The following is a 14,664-nucleotide window of genomic DNA, read 5'->3' on the forward strand; positions in this document are numbered from 1 at the left end:
CTTCCCATGCGACGAGCGCGGCTGCGCCCTGCCACGCAGGCTAGCCAGCCCATGGCAACGCCCGTCACCGCGGAACGCCGCGGTCCGGGTGGGCGCGACGCCCGCCGCCGTGTAGTTGCATGCCGCGGGTCAGGAATGCGCGGCGCCCGCCAGGCTGTGCATGTCCAGATGGATGCCGCGCAGGCGGGGCAGCTGCCGGCGCAACACCTTGGCCGAATCCTCGGGCAGGCCGGCAATCGCCCGTTCGAAGGCACACAGCAGGCCCGACTCATCCTGCGCCAGGGCATGGATCCAGGTGTAGTCACGGCGGGCGGCGGTGCGCGCCATGCCATCCACCAGCCGGAGACGCAGGGCGGCCCGCCAGCTCCCGTGCATGCGCGGCGCGCCGCCGGCCAGTGCCACCTCATGTTGCAGGTCCGCGACCAGGGCGGCGAGCGCCTGGGCATCCTCGTCCAGCACCGCGCGCAGGCCGGGTTCGCCGACCACCAGGGCGGCGTGACGATATAGGCGGCACAGGTCGATGCCGCGGCGGATCAGCTGATTGCAGGTGGTGCGGATGAAGCTCGAGGCCACGGTCGCCCCCGGTCGAGCGGTGAAGAGGATGGTGTCATCCTCGCCCACCGCCACTTAGCCGGAGATTAATTCGGGTCGCGAGGGTGTCACGTTTCACTGGCCGACCTGCAGCAGGTCCAGTGGCCGCCCTTTGCCGTCACGCACGCCCTGCTGCAGCGTGGCCAGTTGCCGGATCGCCGGGCACAACGCCTCGATCTGCGGCCGCAGCGCCTGCATCCGCTGGCGCATGCGTGGCTCCAGCTGGGTGGCAAGGTTCGCCGCGCGGTCGCGCAGGTCGGCGGCGGTTTGCAGGTCGCCGCTCATGGCGGCGCTGAGTGCATGCTGGCCGAGGTCGGCGGCGATCAGCGGCAGCAGGTCACTCTCGATCTGGCTGACGTACCGGTCCATCGCGCCGCCCTGCCAGTCGTGCGTGCTGTTGCTGGCTGCGATGCGCTGCTTGAGGCCGGTCGCGTCGGCCGCCAGCCGTTGGTCGAGTTGCACCTGCGCATCGGCGCCCAGGCCCATGCCCGCCGCCTCCTGGCGCAGGCCCTGCGCGGCGATGTCCACGCCGTGCTCCGCCACCGTACGCACGCGCGGCGCCAGCGCGCGCAGGTCGCGCTCGAACAGGCTGACGCGGTCCTGGTTTTCCGGGCTCAACGGCACCGCCACGCCATCGGTGCGCAAAGTGCCCCGGCTCAACTCCACCTGCGTTGGCGCGGGCGACGTGCGGTCGAACAGCAGGCTGCCCGGCCGCAGTGTCAGGTCGTAGCTGCTGGAGGCATGGCAGGTGGCGGCAAGGTCTTGCGCCTGCAGCGGCAGCACGGCGAGCAGCGACAGCAGGAACGGCAGCAGACGGCAGGGACGCATCGGGAGGATTCCGGAAACGGGATGGCGCAGCGATACCCGGGGCCGGGGCAACCTTTGCTGAACACGCAGGCTGTCGCCTGCGCGTCCCGCGTGAGGAACCCCACAGCGCCTCAGGTTCGCGGCGGCTTCGCCTGCATGCGCAGGCCGTGCCCGACCAGGTCGATGTCGCCGTCGGGCAGGGCATCCACGCCGCCGGTCGCCTGCTCGTCGTCCAGCCACGGGACCGGCTGCACCGGACCCGGCTCATAGACGTTCCAATGCCCGTAGGCCGGCTTCGTGCTCCCGCCTGTCGCAAGGGAGCGCAGTCCGAACGTGAGGGACACCCGGACGATGCGATACGGTGCAGTCGAGCTGCTCGCGGGGGTGAACACCCAGCGGCTCGCGGCCTCCCTGGAGACCCTGCCAAACAGCGCCCGCCAGCGGTTCAGCTCGGCGTCGCGCCCGACCTCGCCCATGTCGACCTGCTGCACGGCGACGTCGGCCACCTTGCCGGCCGGGTCCACGCGCATGGCCAGGTACACCGTGCCATGCACCAGTGCATGCTCCGCTGCCGGCGGGTAGACCGGCTTTTCCCGTTTCACCACCGCGATGCCGGGATGATGGTCCGGCGGCCCGAAATGCACACCCTCGATCTCGAGGCGGACCTTGTCCCCGTCCATCGTCGTCGCCACCACGCGGACGGCAACCGGCACCGTGGGGGTGGCAGCTTTGCTGTCCGCCAGTGGATCGAACTTCCATGTCGGAATGGCGCTGGCCAGCAGGCTCCTGACCGCAGGCGGAAGGCTTTCAGGGTGATCGATGGCATACGTCGCCACGCTGCCGTCCGGCGCCTCCTGGATCGTGCCGGTGACCAGCATGCTCGCCCGTACCGATTCGCTCTGCGTGCCGGATGCCAGCGCCGCCGTCGACAACACGATGCCCGCGCAACACGGCAGCAAGTGCTTCATGTCCACACCCTCCTTGTTGAACGATGTCAGGCTTGGAAAACACGCCCCCCTGCCTTGGCTCAGCGCCGATGGCGGAACTGCGTGCGCACCGCCGGCGTGCCCAGCCGCCAGGCCAGCCACAGCAGCACGGGGATCGCGATGGCCTTCAGCGCCAGCGTGATGCGGTAGACGCGGCGGGCGTGGACCACGGCGCCGCGTAGGACATCATCGTGGCCGAGCTGGGCCAGCGCGTCAGCGCTGGCACGATGGAACTGGGGCCATTGCGCCAGCATCATGCCGCCGCTGGCCAGCGCCCACAGCACGAGCACCGCACAGGCCACGCGCAGCGGCGCGCGCGCCCAGGCCTGGCGCAGGATGCAGCCGGCGCACAACACGATCAGCACGAACGCGGCCAGCAGGTAGCCGATGTCCCAGGCCAGCATGCGCCGCAGCGCGGCGCCGTCCTCCGCCGACAGACCGGCGCGGTGCGCCCAGAGGAGCTGCGCATGGCTGAGGTATTGCACGCTGCCGAACGCAGCCAGCAACAGCATCAGCCAGACCAGCACGCGCCAGGCCGCGAACCCACGCGCGGCGGAACCGGGCTCGGCCCGGGCCGTCACCGCCATCAGGGGGCCGCCTTCTTCATTGCGGCGAGGTCGGTAAGTACCTGGCCGGAGTTCGCCTTGGGGTCGACATCGACATAGACCTTGGCGATCCTGCCGGCGGGATCGATCAGGAAGGTGGTGCGCTTGGCGTAGTGTATGCCCACCATCGAGGACAACACGCCGTATTCGGTCGCCGTCTTGCGGTCCGTGTCCGCCAGCAGCGGGAACGGCACGTGGTACTTCGCGGCGAATTTGGCGTGCGACTTCGCATCGTCCAGGCTCACCCCCACCACCGACGCGCCGGCCTGGCGCAGCTTGGCGACGTCGTCGCGGAAGGTGCACACCTCGGTGGTGCAGCCAGGAGTGAAGTCCTTGGGATAGAAGTACAGCACCAGCCAGTGGCCGTGGTAGTCGGCAGGGCTGCGCCAGTGGCCATTCTGGTCCTGCAGGCGGAAGGCCGGCGCGGCGCTGCCGACTTGCGGCATGGCGTCGGCGGCAGACGCGGAGACGGCGAACAGGTTGCACAGCAGGGTCAGCACAAACAGCAGCGACAGGCGACGCATCGGGACTCTCCGGAGAGGACGGCGTCGCCCAGTCTACGCTGCCGCGCAAGCGAAGGGCGCCCTGCGGCGCCCTTCGGACCTTGTCGCGGGACCGCCTCAGCGGCGGGTGATGCTGAACTTGCCCACCGACACGCCGAGGTTGATGCCCTCGCCGTGGCCCGCCAGCGCCAGCGAGGTGGTGCCCTTGGTCAGCACCTGCGCGGTGCCGCTCTTCACCACGCCGGCTTCCGCGCCGGCCTGCACATAGTCGCCGAACACATCGTCGATGCCGCGCACGTGGCTGATCTCGCCGGTGCCATGGTCGATACGGTACTTGCCGGCGGTGAGGCCGCCACCCACCACCGCGATCTTCACCGCGGCGTGCTGGCCGTTGTTGCAACTCACCATGCCTTGGCCTTCTGCATGCTTGTAGATGAGCGACCAACCCGACAGGGTGAAGCTGAGATCGCACTTCACGTTCGCCTCGGCGGCATGCGCCGGCACAACGGGCAGAGCCGTCAGGGCACCCGTGCCAAGCAGCAACGCGGCAGTCAGGGCTAGAGTCTTCTTGTTCATCGGCGTCTCCTTCCGGTTGGGGATCGTTGCAGACAATGCGCCTGCCCTAAACGCGGCAGGAACGTGCGGTGCAGCTTCGGCAGCCCTCCGTGACGAGCATGTGAGCCGCGCGGGCGTCCATTCATCTTGATGTTTCGCTAACGCCGCGCCGTTCAGACTCCTTCACCGGACGACGATGTTTCGCTGCGACAGGAGCAGGCATGCCCAAGTATTCGCTGGTCGGATACGACAGCTCGGACGCCGCGCGCCGCGCGTTCGCGTTCGCGATGGAACTGGCCCGCGCCTGCGGTGGCCGGGTACGCGTGGTATCGGTGCTGCAGGTGGCCGAAGGCGGCGACACCTGCGCGCTGATGATGACCGACTCCGGCACCCAGCGCCTGCAGGAGCTGAAGGACGAACTGGCCGCTATCGCATCGGACGCCACCAGCCTGGTCGACGTCGAACTGACCCACGGCAGCCCCGGCGACGTGCTGCTGGGCCAGATCGGCCAGCACGGCATCGACCACATCGTGATCGGCCACACCGAGCGCGGCGCGCTGGCGCGCTGGCTGCTCGGCTCGGTCTCCACCAACGTGCTGGCGCGCGCCCACGTACCGGTGACGGTGGTGCGCTAAGGGCCTGTTTACGACCACCGCGAGGCAACCCGAAGGGCCGGGTCTGTTTGCGCACATGCCCGCGTCATCAACTCAGTCGCGGACGGACGTCCACTCCTTTGTTCCTCTTTGGCCTGCGTGTAAACAGCTCCCAGCGCGGGCCATGCGGAGACCGTAAACAGGCTCTAACGCCTCAGTGACCGGCCGCGCCCGGCTGCCGCGGCTCCGCTTCGATCTTGCGCTGCGCCTGCTGCTCCAGCTTCAGCTTCGCCACGTCCACGGGACGGATCTTCGCGATGAAGCACGGCGGGAAGCCGCGGCCGGTGAGCACCTTGTCGAAGTTCACCGACACCTCGCCCCCGAAGGAGGTGAGCCCGATCGCGTTGGTGAACTCCAGGTTCTGGCAGGGGCCCACGTCCAGCAGCCACGCGCGATTGACCTGGGTGTAGACAGCCACCTGGTCGTCGCCCAGCGGTTCCCACGAGTACAGATTGAAGAAGCGGAAGCTGCGTACCGGCGCACCGGCCGCCGCCGCGTAGGCAGCCTGGCGCTGGGCCATCCGCTGTGCATACGGCACGCTGGAACACGCCGCCAGCAGCGCGGCCAGGCCGAGCGTCACCCACGAAGCCTTGCGAGACATGGCCGCGTCCTCCTTTCGTCGATACGCGTGAAACGCGCGGGCCGCCGGCGGGTGTACCGGGGCGCTACTTTTTCCCGCCCTTTTTCGGCAATGCCTGCCACTGGCCGGGCACGAAGCCGCCGACCTCGTAGACCAGTTCCAACTTCTTCTCATCGTTCTGCAGGGTGACCGGCAGGACGATCTTCTTCGCCTTCTCCAGCAGCGCGACGAAGCCCTTGTCGTCGCGGATCATCAGCGCCGGCTCGCCGGTGGAGGGAGCGTAGGCCTTGATCGCGTGCACTTTGTCGTCGAACTTCGCCACGATCGTGCACTCGCCCTTGCAGACGAAGCCGCCGCGGCCGTCGTTGAACAGGAATGCGCTCTGGCCCCAGCTGGTGTGCCGGCGCAGTACCAGCCGCACGTGCGCGCCGATCGGCCGGCTGTCGTAGATCGCCGCGGTGGACTGGGTGCCACCGGCCATCGGCGCCACCTGGTACTGCCACAGTGCGGCGAGGCGCGCCTTCTCGCTGTTCTCCTTCCAGCGCTTCTCGACCTCGGGCAAGGTCTGCTGCACTTCCTTCGCCGCGGCGCTGCCGGGGAAGCGTTGGACGATCTCCTCACCCTGCGCCGCCGCCATCTGGTCGTTGTGGATGCGCAGCAACTGGCGGTAGGTGTCGAGATTGCGCGCCGCTTCTGCAGCCTTGGCCTGCGCTTGCTGCTGCGCGGCGTCCGGCGCGGGCGCGCCGCCCTGCGAGCAGCCGGCGAGGATCAGCGTGCCGGCAAGCGCGGCAAGGACGAAGTGACGGAGCGACGGCACGGGCATCATCGGCAGAGTATCCGTAACGGAACGAGCGGCTAGCTTGGAACGAGCGCGCGCCGCGACGCAAGCGCGGCACGGCTCACTCCGCTGCCACCGGCGCGCCATAGCGCTCGCGCAGGGCGGTGCGATAACGCCGGCTGCACGGGATGCTGGTGCCATCGCGCAGATGCAGGCGCGCATCGCCGGTGTCCAGCGGCTCGATCTCGGCGAGGTAGTCGAGGTTGACGAAATAGCCGCGGTGCACGCGCAGGAAGCGCGCCGGGTCCAGCCGCGCCTCGATGCCGGCCATCGTGCTGCGCAGCGGGTAATCGCGTCCCCGCACGTGCAGGTTCACGTAATTGCCCGCGGCCTGCAGCCATTCGATCTCGCTGGCGTTGACCAGGAACTCCTTGCCCAGCTTGCGCACCAGGAACCGCTCCGGCCGGTCCACCGGCTCCACCGGCGGCCCCTCGTCCGGCTCGGCCAGCAACGTCGCCTCGCCTTGCTGGCGCAGCAGCCACAGCCGCGACAGGCAGATCAGCGCGACGATGAGGAAATAGCTGCGGATGTCCTTCAGGTACTCGTAGCCGAAGTTCGGCCACCAGGCACCGAAACGGTAGTGCCGGCCCACCGCCTCGTAAGCCAGCTTGCGCAGCCCGACCATGCCGGCCACGTGCAACAGGCTGAATGCCAGACTGGCCAGCAGGTGCCTGGGCAGGCTGTGGCGCCAGGTATCGAAGCGGAACGGCCAGCGCCGCTCCACCGTCCTGACGAAGGGGATCAGCAGCAGGACCAGCAGCGCGCTGCTCGATTCCCACACCCACGGTTCCCAGGCCGCCGTGCGTGCGTGGTCGATCTGCGCAACGAGACCGTTGAACACCGTGTTGAGGATGGACAGCGCCACCCAGAAGGCCACCTCGACCGAGCGGGGCCAACGCTGGAAGTCCCTGTATCCGCCATCCGCCTGCTCGTTCATGCCGGCGATTCTACGTGGCCGCGGCGAAATCCCCACGCACCCGTCCCCCACCCGGGTCGGTTCGTCCCCGACAGCCCGCGATCCGTCCCCCTGCACTGGGAACGGCGGCGGCGCAGGTCCACGCTGGCCGCCGTCCATCCCCTCCGGAGCGATACGATGAAAAGGCGCGACTTGCTGAAGGCGGCCGTCACCCTGCCCCTGCTGCCCTTGCTGATGCGCAACGGCACGGCCCTCGCCCGCGGCACCGGCGCGCTCACGACGGCCCTGCGTTCGCGGCTGCGCCCGGGCCAGCCGGGCTGGCCCGCCGCCGCGGAATGGGCGCAGCTGAAGCGGCAAGTCGGCGGCCGGCTGCTGAAGCTGGAATCGCCATTCGCCCATTGCGATGCATCGCCGCCGGGCGGCGCCTGCGCACAGGCGCTCAAGCAACTGGACAACCCCTTTGCGGTGGGCGACAACCCGGCGCTGACCCAGACCAGCGGCTGGGCCGATGCCTGGACCTCGCAACCCAGCGCCTACGCCGTGGCCGCCGAGCATGCGGCCGACGTGGTCGCAGCCGTCAACTTCGCCCGCAAGCACCATCTGCGGCTGGTGGTGAAGGGCGGCGGCCACAGCTACCAGGGCACCTCGGACGCGCCGGATTCGCTGCTGGTGTGGACCCGCCACATGAATCAGGTGGACCTGCACGACGCCTTCGTGCCGCAAGGCTGCGCCGGCCACCTGGCACCGCAGGCGGCGGTGAGCGTGCAGGCGGGCGCCATGTGGATCGACGCCTACAACGCCGTGACCACCCGCGGCGGCCGCTATGTGCAGGGCGGCGGCTGCACCACGGTGGGCGTGGCGGGGCTGGTGCAGAGCGGCGGCTTCGGCAGCCTCTCGAAGCGCTGGGGTACCGCGGCGTCCAACCTGCTGGAGGCGGAGGTCGTCACCGCCGACGGCCGGGTGCGCATCGCCAACGCCCGCACGAACCCTGAGCTGTTCTGGGGTCTCAAGGGCGGCGGCGGCGGCAGCCTGGGCATGGTCACGCGGCTGACCCTGCGTACCTTCGAACTGCCCGACTTCTTCGGGGGCGTCAACCTCACCGTCAAGGCCGACTCGGATGCGGCGTACCGCGCCCTGATCGCCGAGGCGGTGGGCTTCTACCAGCGCGCGCTGTTCAACCCGCACTGGGGCGAGCAGATGAAGTTCTACGGTGGCGACACCTTCGAGGTCTCCATGATGTTCCAGGACCTCACCAAGCAGCAGGCCGAGCAGATCTGGGCACCCTTCCTGGCCTGGGTGGAGGCCCGCAAGGACTGCCACGTCACCAAACCGTTCCAGGCGCTGGCGGCGCCGGCCCGGCATCTATGGGACGCCGAATTCCTCCGCAAATACCTGCCGGACGCGATCGTGTCGGACGACCGGCCGGAGGCGCCGCGCGACCGCTTCGTATGGGCCGGCGACCGGGAACAGGCCGGCTGGTTCATTCAGGGCTACCAGTCGGCCTGGCTGCCGGCTTCGCTGCTGCAGCCGGGGCGGCAGGCGCCCCTGGCGGAGGCCTTGTTCGAAGCCGCGCAGCACCAGGGTGTCTCGTTGCACTTCAACAAGGGGCTGGCCGGCGCGCCCGCCGACGCGATTGCCCGCGCCCGCGACACGGCCACGCATCCGCAGGTGCTGGACGCCTTCGCCCTCGCCATCAGCGCCAGCGGCGACGACCCCGCCTTTCCCGGCATGCCGGGTGCCAAACCCGATCTGGCCATGGCGCGGCGCATGGCAGCGGCTGTCGACAAGACGATGGAGGCGCTGCGCGCGGTGGCGCCGGACGCCGGTTCCTACGTCTCGGAAAGCGACTTCTTCCTGCGCGACTGGCAGCGGGGATTCTGGGGCAGCAACTATCCGCGCCTCGCCGCGGCGAAGCGCAAGTACGACCCCGACGGCCTGTTCTTCGTGCACCACGGCGTGGGCAGCGAGGAGTGGAGCGCGGACGGCTTCACCCGATTGCGGACGTGAGGCGGACCCGCTCAGTTTTCGCTGCCCAGCGTGGAGTCGAGATGCTCCACGCGGGCGATCTCGTCCAGCCACATCCAGCGGTGCCAATCGGGCTCGTCCGGGCGCTCCAGCCGCAGCTCGCCGTTGATGCCCTGGCGCCGCTCCGCGGGGTCGTAGTAGACCTGCACGGTGGCGCGTTCGGCGACCACGCCCTCGCAGGTGCCGCCGTCCTTCAACACCAGGCGCACGTGCCCGTTGGCGGGGAGTTCGCCCGCAAGCGCCTGGAGCGCGTGCACGGCGGCCGGATCGGAGTAGACGTGTTTGGCGGACCTGCCCATTGGCGCATGCCTCCAGGTGGAAATCTGCCTCCACCGTAGCGGCGCGCAGGGAAAGCCCGGATCAAATCCGCGGCATGGCGGCGTCAAGCCCCGCCGGCGGCCGGCAGGTGCGATGCGACTACAATGCGCGCGCCCCAAGGATTCCCATGTCGAAGCCCACGCCCTCGTCCACCGCAGCGGATTCGCCGCTGCGCCACCGCGCCTTCCTGCAGTTCTGGTGCGCGCGCATCGCCTCCGGCTTCGGCTTCCAGATGCTGTCGGTGGCGGTAGGCTGGCAGATCTACGCGATCACCGGGCGTGCCTTCGACCTCGGCCTGATCGGCCTGGTGCAGTTCATCCCCTCGGTGCTGCTGGCGCTGCCGGCCGGGCACGTGGCCGACCAGTTCGAGCGGCGGCGCGTGGTGCTGATCGGGCAGATCGTGGAATGGGCCGCCATCGTGCTGCTGGCCGTGCTGACCCTGCTCGGCCGCGTCCATGAGGCCGGCATCCTGCTGCTGGTGTTCGTGATCGGCGTGGCCAAGGCGTTCGAGTCGCCCTCGATGCAATCGCTGCTGCCGGCGCTGGTGCCTCCGGCGATCCTGCCGCGCGCCGTGGCGGTGAGCGGCTCCGCGTTCCAGATGGCGATGATCCTCGGCCCCGCGGTGGGCGGCCTGCTCTACGTGGCGGGTCCGGGGGTGGTGTACCTGAGCGCCGCCGCGCTGTATCTCGTCGCCGCCGGCATGATGGCGCTGCTGCGCTACGAGCAGGCACCGCCGAGGCGCGAGCCGGCCACGCTGAAGACGCTGTTCGCCGGCGTGCATTTCATCCGCGAGCGCAAGGACGTGCTGGGCGTGATCTCGCTGGACCTGTTCGCGGTGCTGCTGGGCGGCGTCACCTCGCTGCTGCCGATCTTCGCGCGCGACATCCTGCATACCGGGCCGTGGGGGCTGGGCCTGCTGCGCGCGGCGCCCGCGGTAGGCGCGCTGCTGATGTCGCTGTGGCTGGCCAGGCACGATCTGCAGCGCCGCGTGGGCATGACCATGTTCGCCTCCGTCGCCGGCTTCGGCGTGGCGACCCTGGTGTTCGCGGTCTCCACCGCACTGTGGCTGTCGTTGGCCGCGCTGTTCGCGCTGGGCGCGTTCGACATGGTGAGCATGGTGATCCGCGGCTCGCTGGTGCAGCTGGACACCCCCGATGCGATGCGCGGCCGGGTCAACGCGGTGAATTCCATCTTCATCAACACCTCCAACCAGCTCGGCGAGTTCGAGTCGGGCATGGTCGCCGCATGGCTGGGCGCGGTGGGTTCCGCGGCGGTCGGCGGCCTGGGCACCCTGGTGGTGGTGGGCCTGTGGATGGCGATGTTCCCCGGGCTGCGCCGGCGCCAGCGACTGCACGTGGAGCCCGCCGCGGACGAGGCGGAGGCCGCGGCGGGCACGCTCTAACGACGGGATCCCTGCGCGCCATGGATGCCACGCCGCCGCCTTGCCGCGCCATTGCCCGGCGCGCGCAAACCCGCGATGCTGGAGCGGCCAAGCCCACCACGGAGAGTCGCGCATGTCCGCGCCGCCGCCCCTGCGTTCCACCTTCGTCACTGTGCTGGCCTGGGTGTTCATCGGCCTGTCCGGCTTCGCCACGTTGATCGCGGTGCTGCAGAACCTGATGCTGCAATGGCTGTTCCTGCCCGCGATGCAGCAGGCGTCGCAGCAGCCACCGCTGCCACCGGGCCTGCCGGTGCCGATGCACTGGATGTTCGGCCATTTCGCCTGGTTCTTCCGCGCTTTCCTGCTGGTCTCGGCCCTCACGCTGGTCGCCGCCATCGGCCTGCTGCGCCGGCACGAGTGGGCACGGCGCCTGTTCGTCGGCCTGATGGGCGTCGCCATCGCCTATCAGCTGCTGGGGCTGGCATGGCAATGGTGGTTCATGGGCTCGATGCCGGGCTTCATGCAGGCGTTCGGCGCGCCGGCCGACATGGCCGTGGTGATGCGCGGCTTCCTGCGCGCCGTGCAGGTGTTCAGCGCGCTGGTGGCACTGGGCCTGTGCGTACTGTTCGGCTGGATCCTCCGGCGCCTGTGCAGCGCGCCGGTCCGCGCCGAATTCCGCCCGTGGAAGGCCTCGCCGTGATCGTCGTTCATCATCTCAACAACTCGCGCTCGCAGCGCGTGCTTTGGCTGCTGGAGGAGCTTGGCCTGCCCTACGAGATCAGGCGCTACCAGCGCGACCCGAAGACGATGCTGGCGCCGCCGGAGCTGCGCGCGGTGCATCCGCTCGGCAAGTCGCCGGTCATCGAGGACGGCGGGCTGGTGCTGGCCGAGTCCGGCGCGATCCTCGGTTACCTGGGCGACCGGTACGGCAACGGCACGCTGATGCCACCGCGCGGCACGCCGCCGGGCCTGCGCTGCGACTACTGGCTGCATTACGCGGAGGGCTCGTTGATGCCGCCGCTGCTGCTGAAACTGGTTTTCCGCCGGGTCGAGTCCGCTCCCGCGCCATTCTTCGTGCGCCCGGTGGCGAAAAGCGTCGCCGCCAAGGTGCAGCGCGGCTTCGTCGATCCGCAGATCGCACTGCACCTGGATTATCTCGAAGCCGAACTGGGCAAGAACGCATGGTTCGGCGGCGACGCATTCAGCGTCGCCGACATCGCGCTGAGCTTTCCGCTGGAGGCGGCGGCTGCACGCGCCGGCCTCGACGCCGTCCGCCCGCGGCTGTGGGCCTTCCTCGAGCGCATCCACGCACGGCCGGCGTATCGGCGCGCGCTGGAGCGCGGCGGCGCCTACGCACTGGCTGGCTGAACGCGAGTACGCCTCCTTTACACGCGGCTCACGCCGGCGCTGGCAGCGTGACGCGGTTCCCTACAGGAGTACGTCATGAGTACCCGCCGCGACATCGAACATGGCATGGACGAACTCGGCGACCGCGTGCGCCGCTACGCCGATGGCGCCAGCGACACGGCGCGCGGCTGGATCACCCGCGGCCGACACGCGGCGGCGCGTTTCGACGGCGACGACTACCGCCGCCGGCTGGCGCGTGCCGCCGAGGATTTCGTCGACGAAACGAACTACCGCTACCGGCGGTTGAAGCGCCAGGTGAACCGTCACCCGGTCGCCGCCGTCGCGATCGTGGCCGGCACCGTCGGCGCCTTCCTTCTGCTGCGCCGGATCCTGCGCGACAACGACGAGGACTGAACCCGCCTCCCGGCGGGGCCCGCGCTGCGGCTGCATGTTGCGGCCGCTGTTAAGCTGGCGGCTGCCTGCCCAGCCGACTGCCGTCATGCCACCGGAACTGCGTTTTCATCATCCGCTCGCGTTCTGGCTGGGCTGCGTCGCGGTCGCGGTAGGCGTGCTGCTGCACCTGCCGATGTACCTGATGGCAGCGCCGATGCATTACCAGCTGGCCGGCATGGCGATGGACGCGCCGATGGCGGTGGGCATGGTGCTGATTCCCTGCGGCGTGCTGCTGGCCGGCTACGGCCTGATGCCGCACATGGCCCAGCTTCGGCAGAGCCTGCACGACCACGACAACCGCCGCCACTTCCACATCGCCGACGGCGTGCCGCTGCAGCATGCGCACTGGACGCTGGTGGCGGCGCTGGCGGTGGCGCTGGCGATCGACGTGATGAAGCCCGCGTCGCTGGCCTTCGTGATGCCCGGCATGACCGCGGAATACCGCATCGGCATGAGCACCGCGGGCTGGCTGGCGTTGTCGGCGCTCACCGGTACTGCGCTCGGCTCGCTGGCCTGGGGGCGGCTGGCCGACCTGTTCGGGCGCCGCGCGGCGATCCTGCTGTCGGCGATCCTGTTCATGGGCACCGCGATCTGCGGCACGATGCCGGCCTTCAGCTGGAATCTCGTGATGTGCTTCCTGATGGGCGCGGCGGCCGGCGGCATGCTGCCGATCGCATTCACCCTGATGGCCGAGACGATCCCCGCCGCGCATCGCGGCTGGCTGCTGGTGGCACTGGGCGGGGTGGGCACTTCGGCCGGCTATCTCGCCGCTTCCGGCGCCGCCACCTTGCTGGAGCCCAGCTTCAGCTGGCGCTCGCTGTGGCTGCTGAACCTGCCGACCGGCGCGCTGATCGTATTCCTCAACCGCTACATTCCCGAATCGCCGCGCTTCCTCTCCAACGCGGGTCTGCACGCGCAGGCCCGCGCGGCGCTGGCCCGCTTCACCGGCACGCGCAACTCGGTGGTCGCCGACCCGGCCGGCACCGATGCCGATCCGCCCATCCTGGAGAGCCTGCATCCGGCGGCCGACCTGCGCCAGCTGCTGCGTGGCCGCCAGGCGCGCATCACCGCAGGGCTGGCAACCTGCGGACTGGCCTGGGGACTGGTGAACTTCGGCTTCCTGCTATGGCTGCCGGCCAACCTCACCCGCCTGGGCGTGGACGCCCACGGCGCCAGTGCGCTGCTGGCGCGTTCGGCGCTGCTCGCGGTGCCAGGTACCGCCGTGGTGGTGTGGCTGTACCAGCGCTGGAGCAGCTTCCGCAGCCTGGTGCTGCTCATCGCGCTGACCGCACTGGCGCTGCTGGGGTTCTGCGCGATCGCGCTCACCGATGCGCGCGATGCTGCGCTCACCGTCGCCGCCACGGTGGCGCTGCTGGTGAGCAGCGGCGGCGTGATCGCCACCATGCTGCCGTATTCGGCGGAGATCTATCCGGTGCACCTGCGCGGCACCGGCTCGGGGCTGATCGCCGCCAGCTCGAAGGCCGGCGGCATCCTCGGCGCGGGCCTGGGCGTGCTCGGGCTGTTCTCGCACTTCGCGCTGTCGGCGCTGTTGATCGCCCTGCCGATGGCCGCGGCCGGCTGGCTGCTGGCGCGCCACGGGGTCGAGACCCGCGGGCATGCGCTGGAGGCGATCCAGCGCAGGTTATCGGAGTGACCTCCATCCCAATGCAGGTCCACCACGAACCAAGCATCCCATTGGTGTCTGCCGCCGGTGACCTACCAAGCCTCACATGACGACGCATCATCCTGGGCTGACGCATTACTCAGGGCGAAACGATGTGGGCGGTGTGCACCACATGCCCACTTGCATCAAGTTCCACAGACCATGCTTCACCGACCAAGCCCAGGTAGTTGGGGTACCACAGGCGCTGGACACATGGATCACGGCATTCGGGTGAGCCATATTTCGCCAGTCGGTTGCTCGGGATCTCACGGTCAGCAGGCTCGCCCATCGCAGCAATCACCTGTTGCTCAGTGTCGCCCTCTTTCACCAAGGCGAAACCACGATTCCGATCGAACGAAATCGCGCTGCAAGCACCGATGTAGAGCACGGGAACCATGACGATGGTCACCGCGATGACCTTGGCAGTCACGCCCATCTGCGAA

18 protein-coding genes are annotated in these 14,664 nt (G+C 69.6%); 7 read left to right on the forward strand and 11 right to left on the reverse strand.

Annotated features, from left to right (window positions below; genetic code table 11):
* Positions 1-129 precede the first annotated feature (129 nt).
* From AC2EWF_RS06460 to AC2EWF_RS06485, 6 genes are all read right to left on the reverse strand, one after another.
* A complete protein-coding gene (locus AC2EWF_RS06460) occupies positions 130-621 on the reverse strand; it encodes a ferritin family protein (protein ID WP_483638545.1) in 492 nt (163 codons plus the stop codon).
* Positions 622-666: 45 nt separating this feature from the next.
* Positions 667-1,419: a DUF2884 family protein gene (locus AC2EWF_RS06465; protein WP_483638546.1), complete on the reverse strand. Its 753-nt coding sequence runs from the start codon at positions 1,417-1,419 to the stop codon at positions 667-669.
* A gap of 110 nt (positions 1,420-1,529) precedes the next feature.
* Positions 1,530-2,366, reverse strand: a complete 837-nt coding sequence (locus AC2EWF_RS06470) for an energy transducer TonB (RefSeq protein WP_483638547.1) — start codon at positions 2,364-2,366, stop codon at positions 1,530-1,532.
* A gap of 59 nt (positions 2,367-2,425) precedes the next feature.
* A complete protein-coding gene (locus tag AC2EWF_RS06475) occupies positions 2,426-2,971 on the reverse strand; it encodes a hypothetical protein (RefSeq protein ID WP_483638548.1) in 546 nt (181 codons plus the stop codon).
* Entirely contained in the window at positions 2,971-3,513 is a 543-nt protein-coding gene (locus tag AC2EWF_RS06480; protein WP_483638549.1) for a peroxiredoxin, read from the reverse strand. Before AC2EWF_RS06480 ends, AC2EWF_RS06475 begins: the two co-directional genes overlap by 1 nt.
* A gap of 96 nt (positions 3,514-3,609) precedes the next feature.
* The gene (locus AC2EWF_RS06485; RefSeq protein ID WP_483638550.1) at positions 3,610-4,068 is read right to left on the reverse strand and encodes a hypothetical protein; all 459 of its coding nucleotides are present in this window, start codon (positions 4,066-4,068) and stop codon (positions 3,610-3,612) included.
* A 200-nt stretch (positions 4,069-4,268) separates the two neighbouring features.
* Between AC2EWF_RS06485 and AC2EWF_RS06490 the strand changes: the two genes are divergently transcribed.
* Entirely contained in the window at positions 4,269-4,682 is a 414-nt protein-coding gene (locus AC2EWF_RS06490; protein ID WP_483638551.1) for a universal stress protein, read from the forward strand.
* Positions 4,683-4,854: 172 nt separating this feature from the next.
* Here the strand turns inward: AC2EWF_RS06490 and AC2EWF_RS06495 are convergent, their stop codons facing one another.
* The 3 genes from AC2EWF_RS06495 to AC2EWF_RS06505 all read right to left on the reverse strand — a co-directional run bounded on the left by AC2EWF_RS06495 (position 4,855) and on the right by AC2EWF_RS06505 (position 7,055).
* Complete coding sequence (locus AC2EWF_RS06495) at positions 4,855-5,301, reverse strand: DUF6491 family protein (RefSeq protein ID WP_483638552.1); 447 nt, start codon at positions 5,299-5,301, stop codon at positions 4,855-4,857.
* A 64-nt stretch (positions 5,302-5,365) separates the two neighbouring features.
* Positions 5,366-6,103 (reverse strand): hypothetical protein, encoded by a 738-nt coding sequence (locus AC2EWF_RS06500; RefSeq protein WP_483639117.1) that lies wholly within the window; start codon positions 6,101-6,103, stop codon positions 5,366-5,368.
* A gap of 76 nt (positions 6,104-6,179) precedes the next feature.
* The gene (locus AC2EWF_RS06505; RefSeq protein ID WP_483638553.1) at positions 6,180-7,055 is read right to left on the reverse strand and encodes a LytTR family DNA-binding domain-containing protein; all 876 of its coding nucleotides are present in this window, start codon (positions 7,053-7,055) and stop codon (positions 6,180-6,182) included.
* A gap of 156 nt (positions 7,056-7,211) precedes the next feature.
* Here AC2EWF_RS06505 and AC2EWF_RS06510 point away from each other — a divergent pair, with 156 nt between their 5' ends.
* Positions 7,212-9,041 (forward strand): FAD-binding oxidoreductase, encoded by a 1,830-nt coding sequence (locus tag AC2EWF_RS06510; RefSeq protein ID WP_483638554.1) that lies wholly within the window; start codon positions 7,212-7,214, stop codon positions 9,039-9,041.
* 11 nt (positions 9,042-9,052) lie between these two features.
* Here the strand turns inward: AC2EWF_RS06510 and AC2EWF_RS06515 are convergent, their stop codons facing one another.
* Positions 9,053-9,358 carry a DUF3247 family protein gene (locus AC2EWF_RS06515; RefSeq protein WP_483638555.1) on the reverse strand — a complete coding sequence of 102 codons (306 nt, stop codon included), beginning with the start codon at positions 9,356-9,358 and terminating at the stop codon, positions 9,053-9,055.
* 146 nt (positions 9,359-9,504) lie between these two features.
* Here AC2EWF_RS06515 and AC2EWF_RS06520 point away from each other — a divergent pair, with 146 nt between their 5' ends.
* The 5 genes from AC2EWF_RS06520 (at position 9,505) to AC2EWF_RS06540 (ending at position 14,212) form a co-directional block, all read left to right on the forward strand.
* A complete protein-coding gene (locus tag AC2EWF_RS06520) occupies positions 9,505-10,779 on the forward strand; it encodes an MFS transporter (RefSeq protein WP_483638556.1) in 1,275 nt (424 codons plus the stop codon).
* Positions 10,780-10,891: 112 nt separating this feature from the next.
* Entirely contained in the window at positions 10,892-11,458 is a 567-nt protein-coding gene (locus AC2EWF_RS06525; protein WP_483638557.1) for a hypothetical protein, read from the forward strand.
* Positions 11,455-12,126 (forward strand): glutathione S-transferase family protein, encoded by a 672-nt coding sequence (locus AC2EWF_RS06530; RefSeq protein WP_483639118.1) that lies wholly within the window; start codon positions 11,455-11,457, stop codon positions 12,124-12,126. The genes AC2EWF_RS06525 and AC2EWF_RS06530 overlap by 4 nt, the downstream gene beginning before the upstream one ends.
* Positions 12,127-12,201: 75 nt before the next feature.
* Positions 12,202-12,519 carry a hypothetical protein gene (locus tag AC2EWF_RS06535; RefSeq protein ID WP_483638558.1) on the forward strand — a complete coding sequence of 106 codons (318 nt, stop codon included), beginning with the start codon at positions 12,202-12,204 and terminating at the stop codon, positions 12,517-12,519.
* A gap of 85 nt (positions 12,520-12,604) precedes the next feature.
* On the forward strand, positions 12,605-14,212 hold the full coding sequence (locus AC2EWF_RS06540; protein WP_483638559.1) for an MFS transporter: 1,608 nt from the start codon (positions 12,605-12,607) through the stop codon (positions 14,210-14,212).
* A gap of 109 nt (positions 14,213-14,321) precedes the next feature.
* Here AC2EWF_RS06540 and AC2EWF_RS06545 read toward each other — a convergent pair whose 3' ends face one another.
* Entirely contained in the window at positions 14,322-14,651 is a 330-nt protein-coding gene (locus tag AC2EWF_RS06545) for a hypothetical protein (protein ID WP_483638560.1), read from the reverse strand.
* Positions 14,652-14,664 lie beyond the last annotated feature (13 nt).

It is taken from the genome of Rhodanobacter sp. sgz306013, assembly GCF_057031145.1.

Excerpts from the sequence above, each read along its gene's own strand:
- AC2EWF_RS06465 (WP_483638546.1), bottom strand. The coding sequence starts at position 1,419 with ATGCGTCCCTGCCGTCTGCTGCCGTTCCTGCTGTCGCTGCTCGCCGTG.
- AC2EWF_RS06470 (WP_483638547.1), bottom strand. The coding sequence starts at position 2,366 with ATGAAGCACTTGCTGCCGTGTTGCGCGGGCATCGTGTTGTCGACGGCG.
- AC2EWF_RS06475 (WP_483638548.1), bottom strand. The coding sequence starts at position 2,971 with ATGGCGGTGACGGCCCGGGCCGAGCCCGGTTCCGCCGCGCGTGGGTTC.
- AC2EWF_RS06480 (WP_483638549.1), bottom strand. The coding sequence starts at position 3,513 with ATGCGTCGCCTGTCGCTGCTGTTTGTGCTGACCCTGCTGTGCAACCTG.
- AC2EWF_RS06485 (WP_483638550.1), bottom strand. The coding sequence starts at position 4,068 with ATGAACAAGAAGACTCTAGCCCTGACTGCCGCGTTGCTGCTTGGCACG.
- AC2EWF_RS06490 (WP_483638551.1), top strand. The coding sequence starts at position 4,269 with ATGCCCAAGTATTCGCTGGTCGGATACGACAGCTCGGACGCCGCGCGC.
- AC2EWF_RS06495 (WP_483638552.1), bottom strand. The coding sequence starts at position 5,301 with ATGTCTCGCAAGGCTTCGTGGGTGACGCTCGGCCTGGCCGCGCTGCTG.
- AC2EWF_RS06500 (WP_483639117.1), bottom strand. The coding sequence starts at position 6,103 with ATGCCCGTGCCGTCGCTCCGTCACTTCGTCCTTGCCGCGCTTGCCGGC.
- AC2EWF_RS06505 (WP_483638553.1), bottom strand. The coding sequence starts at position 7,055 with ATGAACGAGCAGGCGGATGGCGGATACAGGGACTTCCAGCGTTGGCCC.
- AC2EWF_RS06510 (WP_483638554.1), top strand. The coding sequence starts at position 7,212 with ATGAAAAGGCGCGACTTGCTGAAGGCGGCCGTCACCCTGCCCCTGCTG.
- AC2EWF_RS06515 (WP_483638555.1), bottom strand. The coding sequence starts at position 9,358 with ATGGGCAGGTCCGCCAAACACGTCTACTCCGATCCGGCCGCCGTGCAC.
- AC2EWF_RS06520 (WP_483638556.1), top strand. The coding sequence starts at position 9,505 with ATGTCGAAGCCCACGCCCTCGTCCACCGCAGCGGATTCGCCGCTGCGC.
- AC2EWF_RS06525 (WP_483638557.1), top strand. The coding sequence starts at position 10,892 with ATGTCCGCGCCGCCGCCCCTGCGTTCCACCTTCGTCACTGTGCTGGCC.
- AC2EWF_RS06535 (WP_483638558.1), top strand. The coding sequence starts at position 12,202 with ATGAGTACCCGCCGCGACATCGAACATGGCATGGACGAACTCGGCGAC.
- AC2EWF_RS06540 (WP_483638559.1), top strand. The coding sequence starts at position 12,605 with ATGCCACCGGAACTGCGTTTTCATCATCCGCTCGCGTTCTGGCTGGGC.